Origin of the sequence: Allobosea sp. AAP35 (genome assembly GCF_001295925.1) — a bacterium.
Classification (GTDB): Bacteria; Pseudomonadota; Alphaproteobacteria; order Rhizobiales; family Beijerinckiaceae; genus Allobosea.
In genome coordinates this window covers 13009-35486 of the sequence record NZ_LJHQ01000028.1, presented here as the reverse complement: position 1 = coordinate 35486, position 22478 = coordinate 13009, and the positions used below count along the sequence as shown (strand labels likewise).

The 22478-nt window shown below is 65.3% G+C and carries 20 protein-coding genes; 15 read left to right on the top strand and 5 right to left on the bottom strand.

Annotation, left to right across the window (positions count from 1 at the left end; translation table 11 throughout):
* Window positions 1-33 precede the first annotated feature (33 nt).
* Window positions 34-297 carry a hypothetical protein gene (locus tag IP69_RS11190; protein ID WP_054142905.1) on the bottom strand — a complete coding sequence of 88 codons (264 nt, stop codon included), beginning with the start codon at window positions 295-297 and terminating at the stop codon, window positions 34-36.
* 171 nt (window positions 298-468) lie between these two features.
* On the bottom strand, window positions 469-747 hold the full coding sequence (locus IP69_RS11185) for a hypothetical protein (protein WP_054142904.1): 279 nt from the start codon (window positions 745-747) through the stop codon (window positions 469-471).
* A gap of 326 nt (window positions 748-1073) precedes the next feature.
* Here IP69_RS11185 and zapE point away from each other — a divergent pair, with 326 nt between their 5' ends.
* The 10 genes from zapE (at window position 1074) to lpdA (ending at window position 12713) form a co-directional block, all read left to right on the top strand.
* Entirely contained in the window at window positions 1074-2252 is a 1179-nt protein-coding gene (gene zapE / locus IP69_RS11180) for a cell division protein ZapE (protein WP_054142903.1), read from the top strand.
* A gap of 5 nt (window positions 2253-2257) precedes the next feature.
* Complete coding sequence (locus IP69_RS11175) at window positions 2258-2857, top strand: TetR family transcriptional regulator (protein ID WP_248306801.1); 600 nt, start codon at window positions 2258-2260, stop codon at window positions 2855-2857.
* A gap of 261 nt (window positions 2858-3118) precedes the next feature.
* The gene (mdh, locus tag IP69_RS11170; protein ID WP_054142902.1) at window positions 3119-4081 is read left to right on the top strand and encodes a malate dehydrogenase; all 963 of its coding nucleotides are present in this window, start codon (window positions 3119-3121) and stop codon (window positions 4079-4081) included.
* A 99-nt stretch (window positions 4082-4180) separates the two neighbouring features.
* Window positions 4181-5377 carry an ADP-forming succinate--CoA ligase subunit beta gene (gene sucC / locus IP69_RS11165; RefSeq protein WP_054142901.1) on the top strand — a complete coding sequence of 399 codons (1197 nt, stop codon included), beginning with the start codon at window positions 4181-4183 and terminating at the stop codon, window positions 5375-5377.
* 9 nt (window positions 5378-5386) lie between these two features.
* Window positions 5387-6271, top strand: coding sequence for a succinate--CoA ligase subunit alpha (gene sucD / locus IP69_RS11160; RefSeq protein WP_054142900.1), 885 nt, complete (start codon window positions 5387-5389; stop codon window positions 6269-6271).
* A gap of 139 nt (window positions 6272-6410) precedes the next feature.
* Window positions 6411-9368 (top strand): 2-oxoglutarate dehydrogenase E1 component, encoded by a 2958-nt coding sequence (locus IP69_RS11155; RefSeq protein ID WP_054142899.1) that lies wholly within the window; start codon window positions 6411-6413, stop codon window positions 9366-9368.
* Between the two features lie 49 nt (window positions 9369-9417).
* On the top strand, window positions 9418-10710 hold the full coding sequence (odhB, locus tag IP69_RS11150; RefSeq protein ID WP_054142898.1) for a 2-oxoglutarate dehydrogenase complex dihydrolipoyllysine-residue succinyltransferase: 1293 nt from the start codon (window positions 9418-9420) through the stop codon (window positions 10708-10710).
* A gap of 18 nt (window positions 10711-10728) precedes the next feature.
* The gene (locus IP69_RS11145) at window positions 10729-10983 is read left to right on the top strand and encodes a DUF4160 domain-containing protein (RefSeq protein ID WP_054142897.1); all 255 of its coding nucleotides are present in this window, start codon (window positions 10729-10731) and stop codon (window positions 10981-10983) included.
* A complete protein-coding gene (locus tag IP69_RS11140) occupies window positions 10980-11291 on the top strand; it encodes a DUF2442 domain-containing protein (RefSeq protein ID WP_054142896.1) in 312 nt (103 codons plus the stop codon). Before IP69_RS11145 ends, IP69_RS11140 begins: the two co-directional genes overlap by 4 nt.
* 21 nt (window positions 11292-11312) lie before the next feature.
* Complete coding sequence (gene lpdA, locus IP69_RS11135) at window positions 11313-12713, top strand: dihydrolipoyl dehydrogenase (protein WP_054142895.1); 1401 nt, start codon at window positions 11313-11315, stop codon at window positions 12711-12713.
* A gap of 26 nt (window positions 12714-12739) precedes the next feature.
* On the opposite strand, the gene IP69_RS11130 is transcribed toward lpdA, so the two are convergent.
* Both IP69_RS11130 and folD read right to left on the bottom strand, forming a co-directional pair.
* Window positions 12740-13921 (bottom strand): ATP-binding protein, encoded by a 1182-nt coding sequence (locus IP69_RS11130; protein WP_054142894.1) that lies wholly within the window; start codon window positions 13919-13921, stop codon window positions 12740-12742.
* 81 nt (window positions 13922-14002) lie between these two features.
* Window positions 14003-14872 carry a bifunctional methylenetetrahydrofolate dehydrogenase/methenyltetrahydrofolate cyclohydrolase FolD gene (gene folD / locus IP69_RS11125; RefSeq protein WP_054142893.1) on the bottom strand — a complete coding sequence of 290 codons (870 nt, stop codon included), beginning with the start codon at window positions 14870-14872 and terminating at the stop codon, window positions 14003-14005.
* Window positions 14873-14948: 76 nt separating this feature from the next.
* Between folD and IP69_RS11120 the strand changes: the two genes are divergently transcribed.
* From IP69_RS11120 to IP69_RS11100, 5 genes are all read left to right on the top strand, one after another.
* Complete coding sequence (locus IP69_RS11120) at window positions 14949-16310, top strand: cytosine deaminase (protein ID WP_248306800.1); 1362 nt, start codon at window positions 14949-14951, stop codon at window positions 16308-16310.
* Window positions 16311-16485: 175 nt separating this feature from the next.
* Entirely contained in the window at window positions 16486-17910 is a 1425-nt protein-coding gene (locus IP69_RS11115; protein ID WP_054142892.1) for an FAD-binding oxidoreductase, read from the top strand.
* A 2-nt stretch (window positions 17911-17912) separates the two neighbouring features.
* The gene (locus IP69_RS11110; protein ID WP_054142891.1) at window positions 17913-18494 is read left to right on the top strand and encodes an NAD(P)H-dependent oxidoreductase; all 582 of its coding nucleotides are present in this window, start codon (window positions 17913-17915) and stop codon (window positions 18492-18494) included.
* A 92-nt stretch (window positions 18495-18586) separates the two neighbouring features.
* Window positions 18587-19153 (top strand): MarR family winged helix-turn-helix transcriptional regulator, encoded by a 567-nt coding sequence (locus IP69_RS11105; RefSeq protein ID WP_248306799.1) that lies wholly within the window; start codon window positions 18587-18589, stop codon window positions 19151-19153.
* A 235-nt stretch (window positions 19154-19388) separates the two neighbouring features.
* Window positions 19389-20306 carry a DMT family transporter gene (locus IP69_RS11100; RefSeq protein ID WP_248306798.1) on the top strand — a complete coding sequence of 306 codons (918 nt, stop codon included), beginning with the start codon at window positions 19389-19391 and terminating at the stop codon, window positions 20304-20306.
* A 103-nt stretch (window positions 20307-20409) separates the two neighbouring features.
* On the opposite strand, the gene IP69_RS11095 is transcribed toward IP69_RS11100, so the two are convergent.
* Window positions 20410-22401, bottom strand: a complete 1992-nt coding sequence (locus IP69_RS11095) for a potassium transporter Kup (protein WP_082359226.1) — start codon at window positions 22399-22401, stop codon at window positions 20410-20412.
* Window positions 22402-22478 lie beyond the last annotated feature (77 nt).

Below are 22478 nucleotides of genomic sequence, written 5' to 3'. Positions count from 1 at the left end.
GCGTCGCAGCGTATCGCGCCGCAGCGGTCGCTGTCAGCCCTCCGCCTTCGCCACGGCCTGGCGCAGCCGCGCCAGCGCCTCGGTGGCGCCTGCCTTCACCGTCGGTTCGGCCGACTGCGCCTCCTTGGCGATCATCTCGCTGAGGGCGGGAATCGTGATCTCGGCGCGGGCCGCAGTCAGTTTCAGCACGGCATTGGCGATGATGTTGGGCCAGAACGCCGCCCCGCCCTTGGCCAGCCCCTTGGCCTTGCGGCCCTCGAATTCACGGGTGAGCTGTTCGGGGGTCTTCTGGGCCATGGACGTCAAACCTGTTTTGGGGAGGGCGGCCGGTCCTATCACAATCGCCGGCCGATGCCTTCCCCGTCCGCTTCGCGTCCATCGCCCGTGTCGATCGTCACCGCATGGCGGCTCGTCGATCGCAAGAAAATGGGCCCGGTCTTTCGACCGAGCCCCGGTAGGCTTCGTCAATCAGTAGCGATCGTAGCGCGGCCGATCGCGACGATCGTAGCCGCGGGAATAAGGCGGCGGGCCGCCACGGCCATAGCCGTAGCCGCGTTCGCGATAGCCGCGGCGCTGCTGCATTTCCTGGGTCCGCCGGATCTCCCACATGCGGTGTTCCCGGTTGTGCCGAACATAAGTGGTCTCAAGCTGGTCGAGAGCCGGCGAGCCCTGGAACGTCTCGCTCGCGGCAGCCGGCGTGATGGCCGCTCCGAGCGCTATGGCCGTTGCAATCAGAAGATGGCGCATGATGGGTGTTCCTCGGTTTCTTGGTGCCCGATAGAACCGGGTGATGACGGAACGTCGCGTGAACGAAAAAGTTCAGTCTCGTTCATCGACACACATCTCCACAACCTGCGCGTGCGAGGGTTGAGCCGCACCCAGGGGCAGAATCTGATCATGATCTGAGCGGCCCCCCGCCGTGCTCTTCTCCGGCCAGGTGCATGGCGTCATTCCAGGTGCCGGCGGCGCCGTTCCCGATGCGGACGGCGCCCTTGCCGGACGGGCGGGGCTGCCTTAACCGGGAGGCCCTTTCCCCCGCCTGCCGTCCTGGCCCGCATGATCTTGTTGCCGACATGACCGTAACGCTGACCCAACGCTATGCCGCTCTTGTCGAATCCGGAGCGATCGAGCGCGATCCGGCGCAGGTTGCGGTGGTGAAGCGGCTGGCCGCGCTGGCGGAGGTGCTGGCAACCCAGCGGCTGGCCCAGAAGAGCAGCGCGCTCGGCTGGCTCTTCGGCAAGAAGACCGCCGCGAAGGACCTGCCCAAGGGGCTCTATCTCTGGGGCTCGGTCGGCCGCGGCAAGACCATGCTGATGGACCTCTTCTACGAGTCGGTCACCGTCCCGCAGCGGCGGCGGGTTCATTTTCACGAATTCCTCGCCGATGTGCATGGCCGCATTCATGCCTATCGGCAGAAGCTCAAGGCCGGTCAGGTTAAGGAGCCCGATCCCATCGGTCCCGTGGCGGCGGATCTCGCCAAAGAGGCGCGGCTGCTCTGCTTCGACGAGTTCACGGTGACCGATATCGCCGATGCGATGATCCTGGGGCGGCTTTTCACCGCGTTGTTCGCCGCCGGGGTCGTGGTGGTCGCGACCTCGAATGTCGAGCCGTCGCGGCTCTATGAGGGCGGGCTCAACCGCGCGCTGTTCTTGCCCTTCGTCGCGCTGCTGGCCGAGAAGGTCGAGGTGCTGAAGCTCGAGGCCCGCACCGATTTCCGCATGGAAAAGCTCGGCGGCGCGCCGGTCTATCGCGTGCCGGCCGATGCGGCGGCGCAAACTGCGCTGGATGACGCCTTCCGCAAGCTCTCGGGCGTGGCGCGCGGGCAAAGGCTCGTGATCGACGTCAAGGGCCACGATCTCGTTCTGCCGCAGGCTGCGAGGGGTGTGGCGCGGGCGGGTTTCAGCGACCTCTGCAGCAGGGCCTATGGCGCGTCCGATTACATCGCGCTGGCGCAGCGCTTCCACACGCTGGTGCTCGACGATATTCCCGTGCTGGCGGACGATCAGCGCAATGAGACCAAGCGTTTCATCATCCTGATCGATACGCTCTACGAGCATCATGTGAAACTCGTCGCCTCGGCGCAGGCAGAGCCGCACGAACTCTACCGGGCCACATCAGGCCGCGAGGCCTTCGAGTTCGACCGAACCGTGTCGCGGCTGATCGAGATGCGTTCCGACGATTATCTCGGTCTGCCGCATGGCCGGGCGGATTCAGCGGCTTCAGGCGACAGCGGCGGGCTGGTGGAGACATAAAGGCCATGCCCATGCGCGAGCCGAGCGAGACCCGCATCCTCACGGTCGCCAGCGAGCATCTGCGACTGCATGGGCTCAAGCGCTTCACCGTGGTCGCGGTCGCCGAAGAGGCGGGCATGACCCATGCCAATGTCTATCGCTACTTTCCCTCCCGCGCCGCGCTGGTGGACGCGGTCGTCGATGTCTGGCTGAAGGCGACAGAGCGGCGCCTGGCCGACATCGCCGATGGGCCCGACCCCGCCGACGACAAGCTGGAGCGGCTGATCCTGGCGCTGGCCAAGGCCAATCGCGATTTGCTGACCGAGGAGCCGCATCTGTTTGCGGCCCTGTCGCTCGCCGTGGCAAAGCGCCATGCGATCTCGCGACGCAACCGTGCCAGGGTGCGGGCGCTGTTCGAGCGGGTGATCGACGAGGGCATCGCCTCAGGCAGCTTCGAGCCGCGCGACCGCGACCGGGCGATCGCCTTCGTGATCGACGCGACGCATCGCTTCATCCACCCTGCCGCGCTGGAGCTGGAATCGGATGTGCCTCAACAGTCGATCGACGGTCGCCTGGCGACCTTGATCCATGTGGCGTTGCGGGTGCTGATCACAGGCGTCGTCTGAAAAATCCGATAACAAATGACAAAATCTGTAACTTGTCATCGCGACGATTTGCCGGCGAATGGACGATGGTGGTCGCAAGGGAGCGGCCAAGCTCTTGATAACGCTGAGAGAGCCGGCAATCATGCGAAATCAATCCCATTTTTGCCGGCGGCGATGGGAATATCGCGCAAGGCTTGCGGCAAAAGGCCCTCTTGGGCCAAAGGAACCGACGGTTTCGCCGGTTCTCCGGCATTTCACAGCGTCAGGACAAAGGACTAGGCAATGGCCCGCAAGAAGATCGCCCTCATCGGGGCCGGCCAGATCGGCGGCACGCTCGCCCACCTCGCCGGCTTGAAGGAACTCGGCGACATCGTGCTTTTCGACATCGCCGACGGCATCCCCCAGGGCAAGGGCCTCGACATCGCCGAGTCCTCTCCGGTCGATGGCTTCGACGCCGCCTACAAGGGCACGTCTTCCTATGAGGACATCAAGGGCGCCGATGTCATCATCGTCACCGCCGGCGTGCCTCGCAAGCCCGGCATGAGCCGCGACGATCTGATCGGCATCAACCTCAAGGTGATGAAGGCCGTCGGCGAGGGTATCAAAACCTACGCCCCCAAGGCTTTCGTGATCTGCATCACCAACCCGCTCGACGCGATGGTCTGGGCGCTGCAGAAGTTCTCGGGCCTGAAGCCCAACATGATCTGCGGCATGGCCGGCGTGCTCGACTCGGCGCGCTTCCGCCACTTCCTGGCCGACGAGTTCCAGGTCTCGGTCAAGGACGTCTCGGCCTTCGTGCTCGGCGGCCATGGCGACGACATGGTGCCGCTGGTGCGCTATTCGGGCGTGGCCGGCATCCCGCTGCCTGATCTCATCAAGATGAAGTGGACGACGCAGGAGCGCATCGACGCCATCGTCGACCGGACCCGCAAGGGCGGCGGCGAGATCGTCAACCTGCTCAAGACCGGCTCGGCCTTCTATGCGCCGGCCGCATCCGCCATCGCCATGGCCGAGAGCTATCTCAAGGACCAGAAGCGCGTGCTGCCGGCGGCCGCCTCGCTCAAGGGCCAGTACGGCGTGCGCGACATGTTCCTCGGTGTGCCGGTCGTGATCGGTGCCAAGGGCGTCGAGCGCGTCGTCAAGATCCGCCTCAACAAGGCCGAGCAGGAGATGCTGTCGAAGTCGGTGGCTTCCGTTCAGGGCCTGATCGAAGCCTGCAAGGCCATCGATTCGTCACTGGCGTGAGATAGAGCGAGTGGCGAGATGGCGAGTGGCGAATAGTTCGCTGGCCATCCTCCACTTGCCGTTCGCCATTCGCCACTCGCTTCCCAAGGAAAACCTCGCATGAACATCCACGAATACCAGGGCAAGGCCGTCCTCAAGGAGTTCGGCGCGCCCGTCTCCGCCGGCTTCCCCGCGCTGACGGTGGCGGAAGCCGTCGAGGCCGCCAAGAAGCTGCCCGGCCCGCTTTATGTCGTGAAGAGCCAGATCCATGCGGGCGGCCGCGGCAAGGGCAAGTTCAAGGAACTCGGCCCTGATGCGAAGGGCGGCGTGCGCCTCGCCAAATCGGTCGAAGAGGTCGAGAGCCACGCCAAGGAAATGCTCGGCAACACGCTCGTGACCGCGCAGACCGGCGACGCCGGCAAGCAGGTCAACCGCCTCTATATCGAGGACGGCTCGGACATCTCGAAGGAGTTCTATCTGTCGGCGCTGGTCGATCGCGAGACCTCGCGCGTCGCCTTCGTCGTCTCGACGGAAGGCGGCATGGACATCGAAGCCGTCGCCCATGACACGCCGGAGAAGATCGAGACTTTCTCGGTCGATCCCGCCACCGGCATCATGCCCCATCACGGCCGCAGCATGGCCCGCATCCTGGGCCTCTCGGGCGACCAGGCCAAGCAGGCCGGCGCGGTTCTCGCCCAGATCTACACCGCGTTCGTGGCCAAGGACATGGACATGCTGGAGATCAACCCGCTGATCGTGACCACGGCCGGCCAGATCAAGTGCCTCGACGCCAAGATCTCCTTCGATTCCAACTCGCTCTATCGTCACCCTGAGGTCGTTGCCCTGCGCGACACCACGGAAGAGGACGAGAAGGAGATCGAGGCCTCGAAATATGACCTCGCCTATATCGCGCTCGACGGCACGATCGGCTGCATGGTCAACGGCGCCGGTCTCGCCATGGCGACGCTCGACATCATCCAGCTCTACGGCGAGAGCCCTGCCAACTTCCTCGATGTCGGCGGCGGCGCCTCGGAAGAGAAGGTGACGGCGGCGTTCAAGATCATCACCGCCGATCCGAAGGTGAAGGGCATCCTCGTCAACATCTTCGGCGGCATCATGAAGTGCGACGTCATCGCGCGCGGCGTCATCGCGGCGGTGAAGGCGGTCGGGCTTCAGGTTCCGCTGGTCGTGCGCCTGGAAGGCACCAACGTCCAGGAAGGCAAGGACATCATCACGTCCTCGGGCCTCAACGTCATTTCGGCCGACGATCTCGACGACGCCGCGCAGAAGATCGTCGCCGCGGTCAAGAAGGCCTGAGGAGCAACCATGTCCATCCTGATCGACAAGAACACCAAGGTCATCTGCCAGGGCTTCACCGGCAAGAACGGCACCTTCCACTCCGAGCAGGCGATCGCCTATGGCACGCAGATGGTCGGCGGCACCTCACCGGGGAAGGGCGGTTCGCTCCATCTCGGCCTGCCGGTCTTCGACAGCGTCCATGAGGCCAAGGCCAAGACCGGCGCCACGGCGTCGGTGGTCTATGTGCCGCCTCCGGGTGCGGCCGATGCGATCTGCGAGGCGATCGACGCCGAGATCCCGCTGATCATCTGCATCACGGAGGGCATCCCGGTGCTCGACATGGTCAAGGTTAAGCGCTCGCTGATCGGCTCCAAGTCGCGGCTGATCGGGCCCAACTGCCCCGGCGTCGTGACCGCCGGCGAATGCAAGATCGGCATCATGCCAGCCAACATCTTCAAGACGGGTTCGGTCGGCATCGTGTCGCGCTCGGGCACGCTGACCTATGAGGCGGTGTTCCAGACCACGCGCGAGGGTCTCGGCCAGACGACGGCCGTCGGCATCGGCGGCGACCCGGTCAAGGGCACCGAGTTCATCGACATGCTGGAGATGTTCCTGGCCGACGAGAAGACGACCTCGATCGTGATGATCGGCGAGATCGGCGGCTCGGCCGAGGAAGACGCCGCGCAGTTCATCAAGGACGAGGCCAAGCGCGGCCGCTCCAAGCCGATGGTCGGCTTCATCGCCGGCCGCACGGCGCCTCCGGGCCGCCGCATGGGCCATGCGGGCGCGATCATCTCGGGCGGCAAGGGCGGCGCGGAAGACAAGATCGCGGCCATGGAAGCGGCCGGAATTCGGGTCTCGCCCTCGCCGGCGCGCCTTGGAAAGACCTTGGTCGAGGTGTTGAAGGGCTGAGGCCCGAAGAGCGGCAAAAGGGCGTCATGGTCGGGCTTGACCCGACCATCCCTCCCCGAGCCACGCTCCCGCAGAGATGCTCGGGTCAAGCCCGAGCACGACGACGTAGCAGGCAGGCAGGAAAAGGGTAGAAACGACCATGGCTCGCCAGGATATCAATGAGGCTCTCGCGCAGACGGGTTTCCTCTATGGCGGCAATGCGGCCTATATCGAGGACCTCTATGCCCGTTATCAGGCCGACCCCAAGTCGGTCGATGAGCAGTGGCAAGGCTTCTTCGCCGGCCTGAAGGATGATGGCCAGTCCATCATCCAAAATGCCAAGGGCGCGTCCTGGACCAAGCCGAACTGGCCTGTCCATGCCAATGGCGAACTGGTTTCAGCCTTGGACGGCAACTGGGCCGTGGTCGAGAAGGTCGTTTCCGACAAGCTCAAGGGCAAGGCGCAGGCCAAGGGCGTCGAGATTTCGGCGGCCGATGTGCAGCAGGCGACGCGCGATTCCGTCCGCGCCATCATGCTGATCCGCGCCTACCGGATGCGCGGCCATCTCCATGCCAAGCTCGATCCGCTCGGCATCGAAACCGCCGACAATTCCGGCGAGCTCTCGCCACAGGCCTTCGGCTTCACGGAGGCCGATCTCGACCGCAAGATCTTCATCGACAACGTGCTCGGCATGGAGTTCGCCACCATCCGCGAGATGGTTTCCGTTTTGCAGCGGACCTATTGCAGCACGGTCGGCATCGAGTTCATGCATATCTCCGACCCCGAGCAGAAGGCCTGGCTGCAGGAGCGCATCGAGGGTCCCGACAAGGAGATTGCCTTCACCAAGGAAGGCAAGAAGGCGATCCTGAACAAGCTCGTCGAGGCCGAGGGCTTCGAGAAGTTCATCGACCTGAAATACACCGGCACCAAGCGCTTCGGCCTCGATGGCGGCGAGTCGCTGATTCCGGCGCTTGAGCAGATCATCAAGCGCGGCGGCGCGCTCGGCGTGCGGGACATTGTCTTCGGCATGGCCCATCGCGGCCGCCTGAACGTGCTTACCCAGGTGCTCGGCAAGCCGCACCGCGCGCTGTTCCACGAGTTCAAGGGCGGCTCGTTCGCGCCCGACGACGTCGAGGGTTCGGGCGACGTCAAGTACCATCTCGGCGCCTCGTCGGACCGTGAGTTCGATGGCAACAACGTCCACATCTCGCTGACCGCCAATCCCTCGCATCTCGAGATCGTCGATCCGGTGGTGCTGGGAAAGGTGCGTGCCAAGCAGGACCAGTTCGGCGACGTGGTCGAGCGCTCCAAGGTGCTGCCGCTGCTGCTACATGGCGATGCCGCCTTCGCCGGGCAGGGCGTGGTCGCCGAATGCCTCGGCCTTTCGGGGCTGAAGGGCCATCGGACGGGCGGCTCGATCCATTTCATCATCAACAACCAGATCGGTTTCACGACCTATCCGCGCTTTTCGCGTTCCTCGCCCTATCCGTCCGATGTGGCGAAGATGGTCGAGGCTCCGGTCTTCCATGTGAACGGCGACGATCCGGAAGCGGTGGTCTTCGCCGCCAAGGTCGCGATCGAGTTCCGGCAGAAGTTCCACAAGCCGGTCGTGATCGACATGTTCTGCTATCGCCGCTTCGGCCATAATGAAGGCGACGAGCCGGGCTTCACCCAGCCGCTGATGTACCGCAAGATCCGCAGCCACAAGTCGACGTTGGAGCTGTACTCGACCAAGCTCGAGGCCGAGGGCGTGATCGCGCCCGGCGAACTCGACGAGGCGCGCGCCGCCTGGAAGGCCAAGCTCGAGATCGAGTTCGAGGCCGGCCAGGCCTTCAAGCCCAACAAAGCCGACTGGCTCGACGGCCGCTGGGCCGGCATGAAGGCGATCCGCGCCGACGAGGACGATCCGCGGCGCGGCGCGACCGGCGTCGATGCGGCCGTGCTCAAGGAGATCACCGAGAAGATCACCTCCGTCCCGCCGGGTTTCAACGTTCACAAGACGATTCAGCGTTTCCTCGACAACCGCCGCAAGGCGGTCGAGACCGGCAAGGGCATCGACTGGGCGACCGCCGAGGCGCTGGCCTTCGGTTCGCTGCTGCTCGACGGCAACCCGGTTCGTCTCTCGGGTCAGGACAGCGAGCGCGGCACCTTCTCGCAGCGCCATTCGGTGCTGATCGACCAGGAGACGGAAGCCCGCCACACCTCGCTCAACCATATCCGGGACGACCAGTCGCGCTACGAGGTCATCAATTCGATGCTCTCGGAAGAGGCCGTGCTCGGCTTCGAATATGGCTACACGCTGTCGGAGCCGAACGCCCTGACCTGCTGGGAGGCGCAGTTCGGCGACTTCGCCAACGGCGCCCAGGTGGTGTTCGACCAGTTCATCTCGTCGGGCGAACGCAAATGGCTGCGCATGTCGGGCCTCGTCTGCCTGCTGCCGCATGGCTATGAAGGGCAGGGTCCGGAGCATTCCTCCGCCCGTCTCGAGCGCTTCCTGCAGATGTGCGCCGAGGACAACATGCAGGTCGCCAATTGCTCGACGCCGGCGAGCTATTTCCACATCCTGCGGCGGCAGCTGAAGCGCGACTTCCGCAAGCCGCTGATCCTGATGACGCCGAAGTCGCTGCTGCGCCACAAGCGCTGCGTCTCCGATCTGGCGGACCTTGCCGAGGGCTCGACCTTCCATCGCGTGCTGCATGACGACGCCGAGCGCGGCAACTCGACGACGAAGCTGGTCAAGGATGCCAAGATCCGCCGGGTCGTGCTCTGCTCGGGCAAGGTCTATTTTGACCTGCTGGACGAGCGCGAGAAGCGCGGTATCGACGATGTCTACCTGATGCGCGTCGAGCAGCTCTATCCGTTCCCGCTGAAGTCGCTGGCGCAGGAACTGGCGCGCTTCAAGGGCGCCGACGTGGTCTGGTGCCAGGAAGAGCCGAAGAACATGGGCTCGTGGACCTTCGTCGAGCCCTATCTCGAATGGGTTCTGGGCCATGCCGGCTCGAAGTCAAAGCGGGCCCGTTATGTCGGGCGCCCGGCCTCGGCAGCGACCGCCACGGGCCTGATGTCGAAGCATCTCGCCCAGCTCAACGCCTTCCTGGACGAAGCCTTCGCAGGCTGACGACCAGCCACCGACGCCAGACAAAGACAGCAAAAAGCAGAGGCCTGACATGGCGACCGAAATCCGCGTACCCACCCTCGGCGAATCCGTCTCCGAGGCGACCATCGGCAAGTGGTTCAAGAAGCCGGGAGACGCTGTGAAGGCCGACGAGCCTCTGGTCGAGCTCGAGACCGACAAGGTGACGCTCGAGGTCAACGCGCCGGCCGCCGGCGTGCTTGGCGAGATCGTCGCCAAGGAAGGCGATACCGTCGGCGTCAGCGCGCTTCTGGGCATGATCTCGGCCGGCGAAGGGAAGGCAGCTGCGCCGGCGCCCAAGGCTGACGATAAGAAGGCCGATACGGCCGTGGCTCAGGCCTCGGGCAAGGCCGGCGAAACGACGACCGCTGCCGCCGAGACCAAGGCTGCCGAAGTCGCCGGCGATACCGAAATCAAGCCCGCGACCAAGGCCGCCGATTCCGGCCCGGCGGTCGGCCGGCTGGCCGCCGAGAGCGGCGTCGATCCCGCGAAGGTTAATGCATCCGGCAAGGATGGCCGCGTCACCAAGGGCGATATGCTGGCCGCGATCGCGACCGGCCCGGCCGTGGCATCCTCGACGCCCGCCGCGCCTGTCCAGATGCGCGCGCCGTCGGCCCCCGACGACGCCTCGCGCGAAGAGCGCGTCAAGATGACCAAGCTGCGCCAGACCATCGCGCGCCGCCTGAAAGAAGCCCAGGCCACGGCCGCGATGCTGACCACCTTCAACGAGGTGGACATGTCGGCCGTGATGAGCCTGCGCAACCAGTACAAGGATGTGTTCGAGAAGAAGCACGGCGTGAAGCTCGGCTTCATGGGCTTCTTCGTGAAGGCCTGCGTGCAGGCGCTGAAGGAGATCCCCTCCGTCAACGCCGAGATCGACGGCACCGACATCGTCTACAAGAACTACTACCATGTCGCGGTTGCCGTCGGCACCGACAAGGGCCTGGTGGTGCCGGTGGTGCGCGATGCTGACCAGCTCTCCATCGCCGGCATCGAGAAGGCGATCGGCGCGCTCGGCAAGAAGGCCCGCGAGGGCGCCCTCAAGATCGAGGACATGCAGGGCGGCACCTTCACCATCTCGAATGGCGGCGTCTATGGCTCGCTGATGTCGACGCCGATCCTGAACGCGCCGCAATCGGCGATCCTGGGCATGCACAAGATCCAGGAGCGCCCGATGGTCGTCGGCGGCCAGATCGTGGTGCGGCCGATGATGTATCTCGCGGTCTCCTATGATCACCGCATCATCGACGGCAAGGAGGCCGTGACCTTCCTCGTCCGCATCAAGGAGGCGCTGGAGGACCCGGCGCGGCTGGTGCTGGATCTCTGAGGCGGGTCTTTCGTCCGAATGCCGACGATCGCGATCATCGACGGCGTTCGGATCGTGATCCATCTCAAGGATCATCTGCCGCCTCATCTCCACGCGATGTTCGCGGGGCATGAGGCGCAGATTTCCATCGCGACCGGCGACACACTCAACGGGTCGTTGCCGCCGGCCAAGGCCAAAGCAGTCAAGGCCTGGCTGACTTCACATCGCGAACAGGTCGCCTATATCTGGGTCGAGATCAGGGAAGGCCGCTACAGCGGAGGCCAGATCACATGAAGTACCGGATCAAGGACGTCGAAGCGGTGCGCTACCCGGTCGTCCGGGTCACCTTCGACGACGGGTTGTCGGGCGAGTACGATCTGACGGGCTCGATCGGGCCGGCGGCGTCGTCCGCGCCTTTCCAGGATCGCGCCTTTTTTGAAACCGTCGCGGTGGATTTCGATGGGCGTTCCTTCGGCTGGAACCTCGACGAGATCGGTCACGAGATCGATTTCTGCTCCGACGCGGCCCGCATCACCATTGAGACCGCCATGGTCGAGCAGCTTGCCGCTCATTACGCTGCCGGCCGTTCCGCCGCCGAATAATCGCCAATCCAAAGAGAACCCATGTCCTACGATCTCGTCATCATCGGAACCGGCCCCGGCGGCTATGTCGCTGCCATCCGGGCGGCCCAGCTCGGCCTCAAGGTCGCCGTGGTCGAGAAGCGCAAGACCTTCGGCGGCACCTGCCTGAATGTCGGCTGCATCCCCTCCAAGGCACTGCTGCATGCCTCCGAGATGTTCGAGGAGGCCGGCCATACCTTCCCGGCGCTGGGCATCGTCACGGCGAAGCCCGAACTCGATCTCAAGCAGATGATGGTCCACAAGCAGGAGACGGTGGATGCCAACGTCAACGGCGTCGCCTTCCTTTTAAAGAAGAACAAGGTCGAGGCCTTCACCGGCACGGCCAGCATTCCCGGCGCCGGCAAGGTCGTGGTCACGGCCGAGGACGGCAAGACCCAGGAGCTCGAGACGAAGAGCATCGTCATCGCCACCGGTTCGGAGGCCGCCGGCCTGCCGGGCGTCACCATCGACGAGAAGACGGTGGTGACCTCGACCGGCGCGCTCGAACTGACCGCCGTGCCGAAAGAGCTCGTCGTCGTCGGTGCTGGCGTGATCGGGCTCGAGATCGGCTCGGTCTGGAGCCGGCTCGGCGCCAAGGTCACCGTCGTCGAATATCTCGACCGGATCCTGCCGGGCCTGGACGAGGAGATCGCCAAGCAGTTTAGCCGCATCCTGCAGAAGCAGGGCTTCGAATTCGTCCTGGGTTCCAAGGTGACCCAGGTGGAAACGGCGGAGACGGGCGGCGCGACCCTGACCATCGAGCCCGCCGCGGGCGGCGAGGCCAAGACGCTGAGCGCTGACATCGTGCTGGTCGCGATCGGCCGCCGGCCGAACACCGACGGGCTGGGTCTGGATGGTGCGGGCGTCGCCATGGAGCGCGGCCGCGTCGTCATCGACGACCATTTCAAGACCAACGTCGCCGGCATCTACGCGATCGGCGATGTGGTGCGGGGGCCGATGCTCGCTCACAAGGCCGAGGATGAAGGCGTCGCGGTGGCCGAGATCATCGCCGGCAAGCATGGCCATGTGAATTACGACGCGATTCCCAGCATCGTCTACACGGCTCCCGAGGTTGCCGCGATCGGCAAGTCCGAGGAAGAACTCAAGGCGGCGGGCGTCGCCTATAAGGTCGGCAAGTTCCCCTTCACCGCCAATGGCCGCGCCCGGGCGATCCGGCACACCGACGGCTTCGTCAAGGTTCTGGCGGATGCGCAGACCGATCGCGTGCTCGGCTGCCACATCATTGGCCCCCATGCCGGCGACCTGATCGCCGAAGTGGCGGTGCTGATGGAGTTCGGCGGCTCGTCGGAAGACCTCGCCCGCACCTGCCACGCCCATCCGACGCTGTCGGAAGCGGTCAAGGAAGCGGCGATGGCCGTGGAGAAGCGCCAGATCCATATGTGAGGGGGCGTTTTTTTACACGGAGTGCTTCAGCCCGCCTGCGGCATGATCCTCTTCATGAAGCCGTCGAACAGCGGTACGGTGAAAGCCGTATCGCCGTGCGACGGCGCATAGATCATGCCTTTTGCGATCAAGCTGTTCCGCAGCGGTGCAACGGCGGTAACCTTGCGACCCAGCTGCTCCGCGATGTCGCCTGATCGATGCGGACCGGGGCCGAGTTCGGCCATAGCTCTCACGTAGAGCTTTTCGGAAGGGGTCAGTCGATCGAAGCGCACGCGGAAGAAACTCGCGTCGAGTTCCGCGAGTGCGTTGATCGTGGCTTGCTTTGCATCCTCCGTATCGATCGGTGAGGCGTCGGCCACGTCCCAGCTGTGCTTACCCCATTCCTGAAGGAAATAGGGATAGCCTAGCGTCTGGTCGATGATCGCACCGACCGCAGCGGGTTCGAATGAAACGCCCTCCTTGTCCGCCGGGATGCACAGCGCCTTTGTTGCCGCTGCGACGTCCAGCCTGTCTACGTGGACGAAGGTGAAAAGCCGTTCGGCGTAAGACTTTGCGCGACCGGTCTGGCCGACGAGCTGGGGCAGGCCAGCCGCCATCATCGTGACGGGCAACTGCATCTGACTTGCCGCATGCAAGGCCATGATAAGGGACGCCAACTGCTCTTCGGGAACATATTGTAGTTCATCGATATAGAGTACGACTGCCGTATTGGCGGCACGCGCGGCCTCTCCAATCGTGCGCAGCAGCGCTGTGAGATCGCTGTCGAGGTCGCCACTGTCTGCCAAGCCTCTTTCCGGCTCGACATCGATGCCGATCTCGATATCCCCGTATTTTAGCTTCATGGCCCCGACAAACCCGGCGAGGCCTGAAAGCGCACGCCCTATCGCGGCTTTGGTCGCTTCAACGTGGCTTAAGCGTAAGAGCGTGGCTCTGATGGCCGGCGCAAGCGCTGCCGGTAGCGAACGCCCCTCCGGAGCCTCGATCTGGACACCCTCGATTCCGCGCGCCTCCGCATCGATGCGGATACGATTGAGAAGGACAGTCTTCCCGACGCCGCGCAGCCCGTAGAGAATGAGGCTGCGGCTCGCACGGCCTGCTCGAATGCGGTCGAGCGCGATCGCCGCATCCTCGATCAGCTTGTCGCGGCCTGCCAGTTCCGGTGGCGGTGTGCCAGCGCCAGGAGCATATGGATTGGTGCGCGGGTCCATCTATCGCGATCTTATGCAGGTTTATCGATTTTCGATAAACCTGCATAAGATCGGTATGTTGGCAAGTGCCCGGACTGCAGATCAGTCTCGTCTCGCCTTGAACGCCGTCAGCGTGTTGCGCAGCAGGCAGGCGATCGTCATAGGGCCGACGCCGCCGGGGACCGGGGTAATAGCGCTGGCGACCTCCACCGCTTCCGCGAAGGCGACGTCGCCGGTGAGCTTGCCGTCGGGCAGGCGGTTGATGCCGACATCGATGACGGTGGCGCCGGGCTTGATCCACTCGCCTCTGACGAAGCCGGGGCGGCCGACGGCGGCGACGACGATGTCGGCGCGGCGCACCACGGCGGGCAGATCCTTCGTGCGCGAATGCGCGATGGTGACCGTGCAGTCCGCCTGCAGCAGCAATTGCGCGACGGGGCGGCCGACGAGTTCCGAGCGGCCGATCACCACCGCCTCCAGCCCCGCGAGCGAAGGCCGGACGTGGCGCAGCAGCAGCATCGAGCCCAGCGGCGTGCAGGGCACGAGCAGATGCTCGGGGTCGACCTTGCCGCCGGCGAGGCGGCCGGCATTGAGCGGGTGCAGCCCGTCGACATCCTTGGCGGGGTCGATCGCGTCGATCACGGCGGCGGTGTCGAGATGCTTCGGCAAGGGAAGCTGCACAAGGATGCCGTCGACCGCGTCGTCGGCGTTGAGTTCCGCGAGCTTGGCGAGCAGGCTCTCCTGGCTTGTGTCGGCCGGCAGGCGGTGGGCGACCGAGTTCATGCCGACCTCGACGGCGAGCTTCTCTTTTGATGCGACATAGACGCGGCTGGCCGGATCGTCGCCGACGAGGACCACATGCAGGCCGGGCACCTTGCCGCTCGCCGCCTTGATGCCGGCGACCTCCGTGGCGATCTGCGCGCGCAGGGTGGCGGCGATGGCCTTGCCATCGATCAATGTGGCCTGCGGCATGGGACATTCTCCATCGGCTTGGAGCCGCCGTCATGCGGCGCCGGCTTGCCCGCCGTCAAGCGCGCCGGTATCGATCATGCATGGCGACGCCGATGGAGAGTTCGAGCCCGTGAAGACCGGTTATGCCGTGCTGCCTGAGATGTCCGTCTATCGCCTAACCGGTGCGCGCGCGCCGCTCTGCCTCGTCGAGGCCGGCGGGCTCGCCGCCGACCGCGATGGGCTGACCTTGGTCGACATCGCGGTCGAGGAGGGGCGCATCGGCTCGATCCTGCCCGCGGGAACCGAGAGCGTTGCCGACGGGCCCGTCGTCGATCTCGACGGCGGCATCGTGCTGCCGCGCCTGGTCGACGCCCATGTCCATCTCGACAAGGGCCATATCTGGCCGCGCCGGCCCAATCCCGATGGCAGCTTCATGGGCGCGCTCAACAGCGTGATGGCCGATCGCGAGGCGAACTGGTCAATTGTGGATGTGCGGGCGCGGATGGATTTCGGTCTGCGCTGCGCCTTCGCGCATGGCACGGCAGCGTTGCGCACCCATATCGATTCGCTCGGCAAGCAGATCGGGATCACCTGGCCGGTGCTTGCTGATCTGCGGGCGGAGTGGGCGGGGCGCATTGCGATCCAGGGCTCGCCGCTCTTCGGCATCCAGTTCGCACTGGATGAGAACCATATGCGCGACGTGGTCGCGGCGGTGAGGGCGCATGGCGACGGGTTGTTCGGCTGCGTCAGCTACATGATCCCCGAACTCGACGCGGCGCTGGATGTCATCTTCCGCACCGCGATCGAGAACGGCTTCGATCTCGATTTCCATGTGGACGAGACCAACGACCCGGCCGCGCGCTCGCTGGAACACATCGCCGATGCCGCGATCCGGCATCGGTTTACCGGCAGGATTCTGGCGGGGCATTGCTGCTCGCTGGCGCTGCAGGCGCCCGACGTCGAGGCCCGCATCGTCGCCAAGGTGCGGGAGGCCGGCATCGCCGTGGTCTCGCTGCCGATGTGCAACATGTACCTGCAGGATCGCCAGCCAGGCCGCACCCCGCGCTGGCGCGGCGTCACGGCGCTGCATGAGCTGAAGGCGGCGGGTGTGCCCGTGATGATCGCGTCCGACAACACCCGCGACCCGTTCTATGCCTATGGCGATCTCGACCTGATCGAGGTGCTGCGCGAGGGCACGCGTATTCTCCAGCTCGATCATGCCGGCGGCGACTGGGCGGATGCGGTGGCGCGGACGCCTGCTTCCATCATGGGGCTGGACGGGAAGGGTGTGCTGTCGCCCGGCGGCCCGGCCGACCTGATCCTGACCCGCGCGCGGGACTGGACCGAGTTCTTCGCCCGCCCGCAGGCGGACCGCACGGTGCTGGTCGCCGGCCGCGCGATCGACACGACCCTGCCGGACCATCGCGAGCTGGATCATCTGATGGGTGGGCGGTCGTGATGCGCTCCGCGTCGTTTCAGCCCCGACGTCATCCTGGGCGGCCGAAGGCCGTCCCGGGATCCATCATAAAGCTCGACAGTGCCCTCCGATGGATCCCGGCGCTCCGCTTCGCTCGCGCCAGGATGACGGTGGAGGTTACTGAGCGAGCGGGCCCAGCGTCGGGAACACGGCAGCCATGACCACCCGCTACGACATCGCAGCTCTCAAGACCCGTCTCGGCTCCATCCGCAGCGAGGACAATCCCGCGCTGGTGAAGCAGAAGAGCCGCGACTTCTTCTGGTACTCGCCGGTGCTGAAGCGCCAGCTCGACCATGTCACGGCCGATCTCGTGGTTTCGCCGGTGAGCGAGGCGCAGGTGCTCGAGGTGCTCGCCGCCTGCCATGCGCTCGGCATCCCCGTGACGCCGCGCGGTACCGGCACCGGCAATTACGGCCAGGCGATGCCGCTCTCGGGCGGGGTGCTGCTCGATCTTTCAGGCTTCGACCAGGTGCTCGACATCGCGCCCGGCCGCTATGTCGCGCAGCCCGGCGCGATCATGGCGCGGATCGACGAGCAGACGCGCAGCGCTTCGCGGCAGGAGCTGCGGCTGCACCCCTCCACCTATCAAACGGCCTCGATCGGTGGCTTCATCGCCGGCGGCTCCGGCGGCGTCGGCTCGATCAAATGGGGCGGCCTGCGCGACTGGGGCAACATCATCTCGCTCAAGGTCGCGACGATGGAGGCGACACCGCGCATTCTCGAGCTCCAGGGCGAGGATCTGCACAAGGTCGCGCATGCCTATGGCACCAACGGCATCATCACCCAGGTCGAGATGCCGCTGGCGCCGGCTTATGAGTGGGTCGATGCGATCCTCGGCTTTTCCAGCCTGCGCGCTGCGACGGAGTTCGCCAACAGCCTCGGCGAGCAGGATGGGCTCGCCTTGAAGAACCTCTGCGTCGTCGCCGCTCCCGCACCGCACGACTATTTCTTGCGCCACCGCAAGTTCCTGCCGCGCGACAGCCATCTCGTCATCGTCATGGTCGCCGATTTCGCCGTCGAGTCGCTGCTGGCCTATGCGCGCCGCTTCAGGGGCTCGGAGCTGCTGATGCGCTCCGACAGGCTGTCGCCCGAGGAGGCCAAGGGCCTGCCGCCGGCTTACGAACTCGGCTGGAACCACACCACATTGCGGGCGCTGCGGGTCGATCCGGCGATCACCTATCTGCAGGTGCTCTATCCCTTCCCCAACCAGGTCGATCTGGTCGACCGCATCCATGCGCGTTTCGGCGACGAGGTGCTCTGCCATCTCGAATTCGTACGCTTCGACGGCAAGGTCACCTGTTTCGGGCTGCCTTTGGTGCGCTTCACCACGGAGGAACGGCTGGAGGAGATCATGGCGATCCATGAGGAGATGGGCGCACCGATCTTCAACCCGCATCGCTACACGCTGGAGGAGGGCGGCATGAAGCAGACCGACGAGGCGCAGCTTGCCTTCAAGCGCGAGGCGGACCCGCAGGGGTTGCTCAATCCCGGCAAGATGATCGCCTGGGAGGACCCGTCCTATGACTACCGCGCGGGCGGCACCTTCCTGTTCCGCAGCCTCTCGGAAGCCGGGGTCGGCTAAGGATGCGGGTGCTGGTCCTCTATGCCCATCCCAACCCGGAGAGCTATGGCGCGGCGCTGCATGCCGCGGTGATCGAGGGGCTGGCGGCAGCGGGGCACGAGGTCGATGATTGCGACCTCTATGCGGAAGGTTTCGACGCCGTGCTGAGCCGGGCGGAGCGCCTCGGCTATCATGATCTCGACAGCAACACGCTCCCAGTCGCTTCTTATGTCGCGCGCTTGCAGGCGGCCGAGGCGCTGGTTTTGTGCTTCCCGGTCTGGAATTTCGGCTATCCGGCGATTCTCAAGGGCTTCTTCGACCGCGTCTTCCTGCCCGGAATCTCGTTCAAGCTGGTCGATGGCAAGGTGCGGCCCAATCTCTGGAACATTCGCAGGCTGGCGGCGGTGACGACCTATGGCGGTTCGCGCTGGCGGGCGCTGCTGATGGGCGATCCGCCGCGCAAGGCTGTCTGCCGGGTGCTGCGGGCGGTCTGCCACCCCACGGCGCGGCCGCGCTATCACGCGCATTACGACATGAACCGGGCGACGCCTGACAGCCGGGCCGCCTTCCTCGCGTTGATCGGGGAAAAGATGCGCCACCTGTGACGGTTGCGCGCGGAACCGTCATCATGCTGTTATCTCGGCAGGCGAACAGGCAGCCGGCGAAAAAACTTCCTGATCCGCATAAGGATCGAGCTGTGGACCGAGTTTCCGACCTGACCCAGAACAAGACATTGCCCAAGACCACGATCGAGCCCGAGACGAGCCGAGGACCGCGCGAGATGACCAAGGCACTCGAAAAGAGCGTCGGCCGGGCCCTGCTCGTGACGGCACGGCTGCATCGTGCACGGATGGGCGAGCGACTGAACGCACTGGGTCTGTTTCCCGGCCAGGAGCAGGCGCTGAAGGCGCTGCAGCCGGCGCCGATGACGATGGGCGAGCTTGCGACGCTGCTGCGCGTCAAGCCGCCGACCGTCTCCAAGACCATCGGGCGGCTGTCGCTGCAGGGGCTGGTGACGCGCGAGGGTGGTGGCCGCGACGGGCGGCTGGTGCAGGTTGCGCTGACCGAGACAGGCCAGAAGACCGCGCTGGCGCTCGATGCGGTCTGGAACCAGGTCGAGGAAGAGCTGCTCGACAAGCTCGACGGCAAGGAGCGCAAGCAGCTTCGCCGGCTGCTGCGCAAGGCCGCCAAGGGTCTGTCGAAGGCCGGTGTCGAGGTCGACGATGCCGATGGCGATGGCGACGAGATCGACAGCGACGCCTGATGCCGGCCTCCGAGCTCTATGATGGATCTCGGCTGCGCCGCCGAGCCTGAGCCTTGGGCCGGCCAAAGGCCGGACCCGAGGGCGGCTTGTCCGGGATGACGCAGTGCTTCCAGACGAAATCATCAAATTCATGCCCTGACGGGCGCATGGACCTCATGCGCTCAACCGCTGGTCAGGGGCGGAAAATCGTTTAATTCTGCCAGCGTCATTCTCCCCGCGCATGACGGGAGCCGCCTTGGCCGCCGCCTCATCCCATCTCCCGGAAACCCGCCGCTCCCGTCTGATCGCGATCGGGCTGATTTGTGGCGCTGTGCTGTTCTTCGCCCTGCTCGATGCCAGCGCGAAATGGCTGTCGGACCATATGGACCCGGTGCAGGCCGTGTTTGCGCGCTATGCCGGCAGCATGGTGCTGGTGCTGATGCTGCTCAACCCCTGGAGCCATCCGGGCGTGCTGCGCACGAAGCGCCCGGTGCTGCAGGGCGTGCGCTCGCTGCTGCTGCTGGGATCGACGATCCTGAATTTCATCGCGATCAAATATCTCCAGCTCGCCGAGACGGTCTCGATCATGTTCGCGGGTCCGCTCCTGGTGGCGCTGGTCGCCGGCCCGCTGCTGGGCGAGTGGCCAGGCCCGCGGCGGCTGGCGGCGATCGCGGTCGGATTTCTGGGGGTGCTGGTGATCACCCGGCCGGGCTTCGGCGGGATGCATCCGGCGGCCATTCTCAGCGTCTTCGGCTGCATCTGCTACAGCTTCTATGCGCTGGCGACGCGGCAGCTGGCGGCTTTCGACCCGCCCGAGACGACGATGGTCTATTCGGGCGTCGCCGGCACGATCGGCATGCTGCCGTTGATCCCGTTCTTCTGGACGACGCCGCAGTCCCCCTTGGTCTGGGCGATCATGCTCGGCACCGGGCTCCTGGGCGGTTTCGGGCATTGGCTGCTGATCCTGGCCCATCGGCTCGCGCCGGCCACCGTTCTGGCGCCCTTCATCTATTCGCAGATCGTCTGGATGATTCTGCTCGGCTGGTTCGTCTTCGGCCAGTTTCCCGATCGCTGGACGTTTGTCGGCGCTGGCATCGTGATCGCGTCGGGCCTGTACCTGCTTTATCGCGAGCGGGTACGGAAGATACCCCAGGCGGCGGCGCGGATCGATTGAGACCTGCCCGCTCCTGCGCCATTGCGAGCGCAGCGAAGCAATCCAGGAGATGTCGTGCGGTGGCTCCGGATTGCTTCGCTGCGCTCGCAATGACGGATGAGCCTCAGACCGTGACCTGCGTCCCAACCTCGACCACCCGGCCGGTGGGGATCTGGAAGAAGCTCGTGGCGTCGGTCGCGCTCTTGGTCAGCGAGATGTAGAAGCTGTCCTGCCAGGCTGGCATGCCCGATTGCGGCGAAGCCTTGATCGAGCGGCGCGACAGGAAGAACGAGGTCGACATGATGTCGAACTTGAAGCCCTGCTTGCGCAGGATCGCCAGCCCCTTGGGGACGTTGGGGCTCTCCATGTAGCCATAGACCAGATCGACCCGCCAGAAATCGTCCGTGATGCGCGAGAGGCGGACGCGCTCCTCCTCGGCGATGCGGGGCGTATCGGCCGAGCGCACGGTCAAGACGACATTGCGCTCGTGCAGGACCTTGTTGTGCTTGAGGTTGTGCAGCAGCGAGGCGGGGGCCGTCTCGGGGTCGCTGGTGAGGAACACCGCCATGCCCTTGACCCGGTAGGGCGGGCTCTTGGAGAGCATGCCGACGAGCTCGAGCAGCGGGACATCGGTCTTGCGGGTCTTGTCGAACAGGATCTTGGTGCCGCGCACCCAGGTCCACATCAAGACGACGAGGACGACTGCGAGCAAGACCGGGACATAGCCGCCGCTGAACAGCTTGAGCATGTTGGCCGCGAAGAAGGCGACGTCGATGATCAGGAACGGCGTGACGACGGCCAGCGTCGCCAGCAGCGACCAGCGCCAGCCCTTCCAGATCACGATGAAAGCCAGCAGCGAATCGACCACCATCGCGCCGAAGACCGAGATGCCATAGGCGTGCGACAGGTTGGACGAGGACCGGAAGGTCCAGACCAGCAGCAGGACCACGATCAGCAGCATGATGTTGATGCGCGGGATGAAGATCTGTCCCGAGGTGGTCTCCGAGGTGTGGCGGATTTCAAGGCGCGGCAGCAGCCCGAGCTGGATCGCCTGCCGGGTCAGCGAGAAGGCGCCGGTGATCACGGCCTGGCTGGCGATGATCGTCGCGATCGTCGCCATGACCACGAGAGGCAGGATGAAGCCCTTGGGCGCGAGCTTGTAGAACGGGTTGTCGATCGCGGTGGGGTCCGACAGGATCAGCGCGCCCTGGCCGAGATAGTTCAGCCACAGCGCCGGAAACACCATCCAGATCCAGGCGCTGCGGATCGGGCCGCGACCGAAATGGCCCATATCGGCATAGAGCGCCTCGGCGCCCGTGACGGCCAGACAAACCGAGCCAAGGACGGCCAGTGACACGCCCGGATGGTCGAAGAAGAAGCGCGCGCCCCAATAGGGGTTGATCGAGGCGAAGACGCCGACATCGTCGGCGATATGATAGATGCCCAGGCCCGCCAGGGTGAGGAACCAGACCATCATGATCGGTCCGAAGAAATTGGCGACCTTGGCGGTGCCGCGGCTCTGAACCAGGAAGAGCGCGATCAGAATGCCCGAGGCTATCATCACGACATAGTCGTTCAAGGCCGGTGTGACGAGCTTGATGCCCTCCACCGCCGACAGAACCGAGATCGCGGGCGTGATCACCGCGTCGCCGTAAAACAGCGCCGCGCCCGCCATGCCGAGGAAAAGCACGACGCCGCCACGCATGCGCCCGAGCGCACGCTGCGCCAGGGCGACGAGCGTCAGCGTACCACCCTCGCCATTGTTGTCGGCCGACAGCAGCAGCACGACATATTTCAGGGTGACGACGATGACGAGCGACCACAGGATCAGCGACAAAACGCCGATAATGACCTCGCGCGGGACCGGCGTTGTCAGGGCGATGTCGATCGCCCCGCCATGCCCGCCTGCGGCGGCGCCGGTGGCGGCCAGCACGGTTTCGCGTAGCGCGTAGAGCGGGCTGGTGCCGATATCGCCATAGACGACGCCGAGCGCGCCCAGCGCCAGCGCGGCGTAACTGCCGTGACTGTGCTTGGCGGGGCTGGGATGTCCGTCGTCCAGGCCGAAACGGGAATCCTCCGCGCCATGGGTCGGGGGATTCGTCTGGTCATGCCCCATAGGGGTTCTCCGCGCGCGCTGCAGAGCAGCGGAAGGCCGGGGCCTCTAGCACACTGCCGGGAGCGCGCAAAGGCACT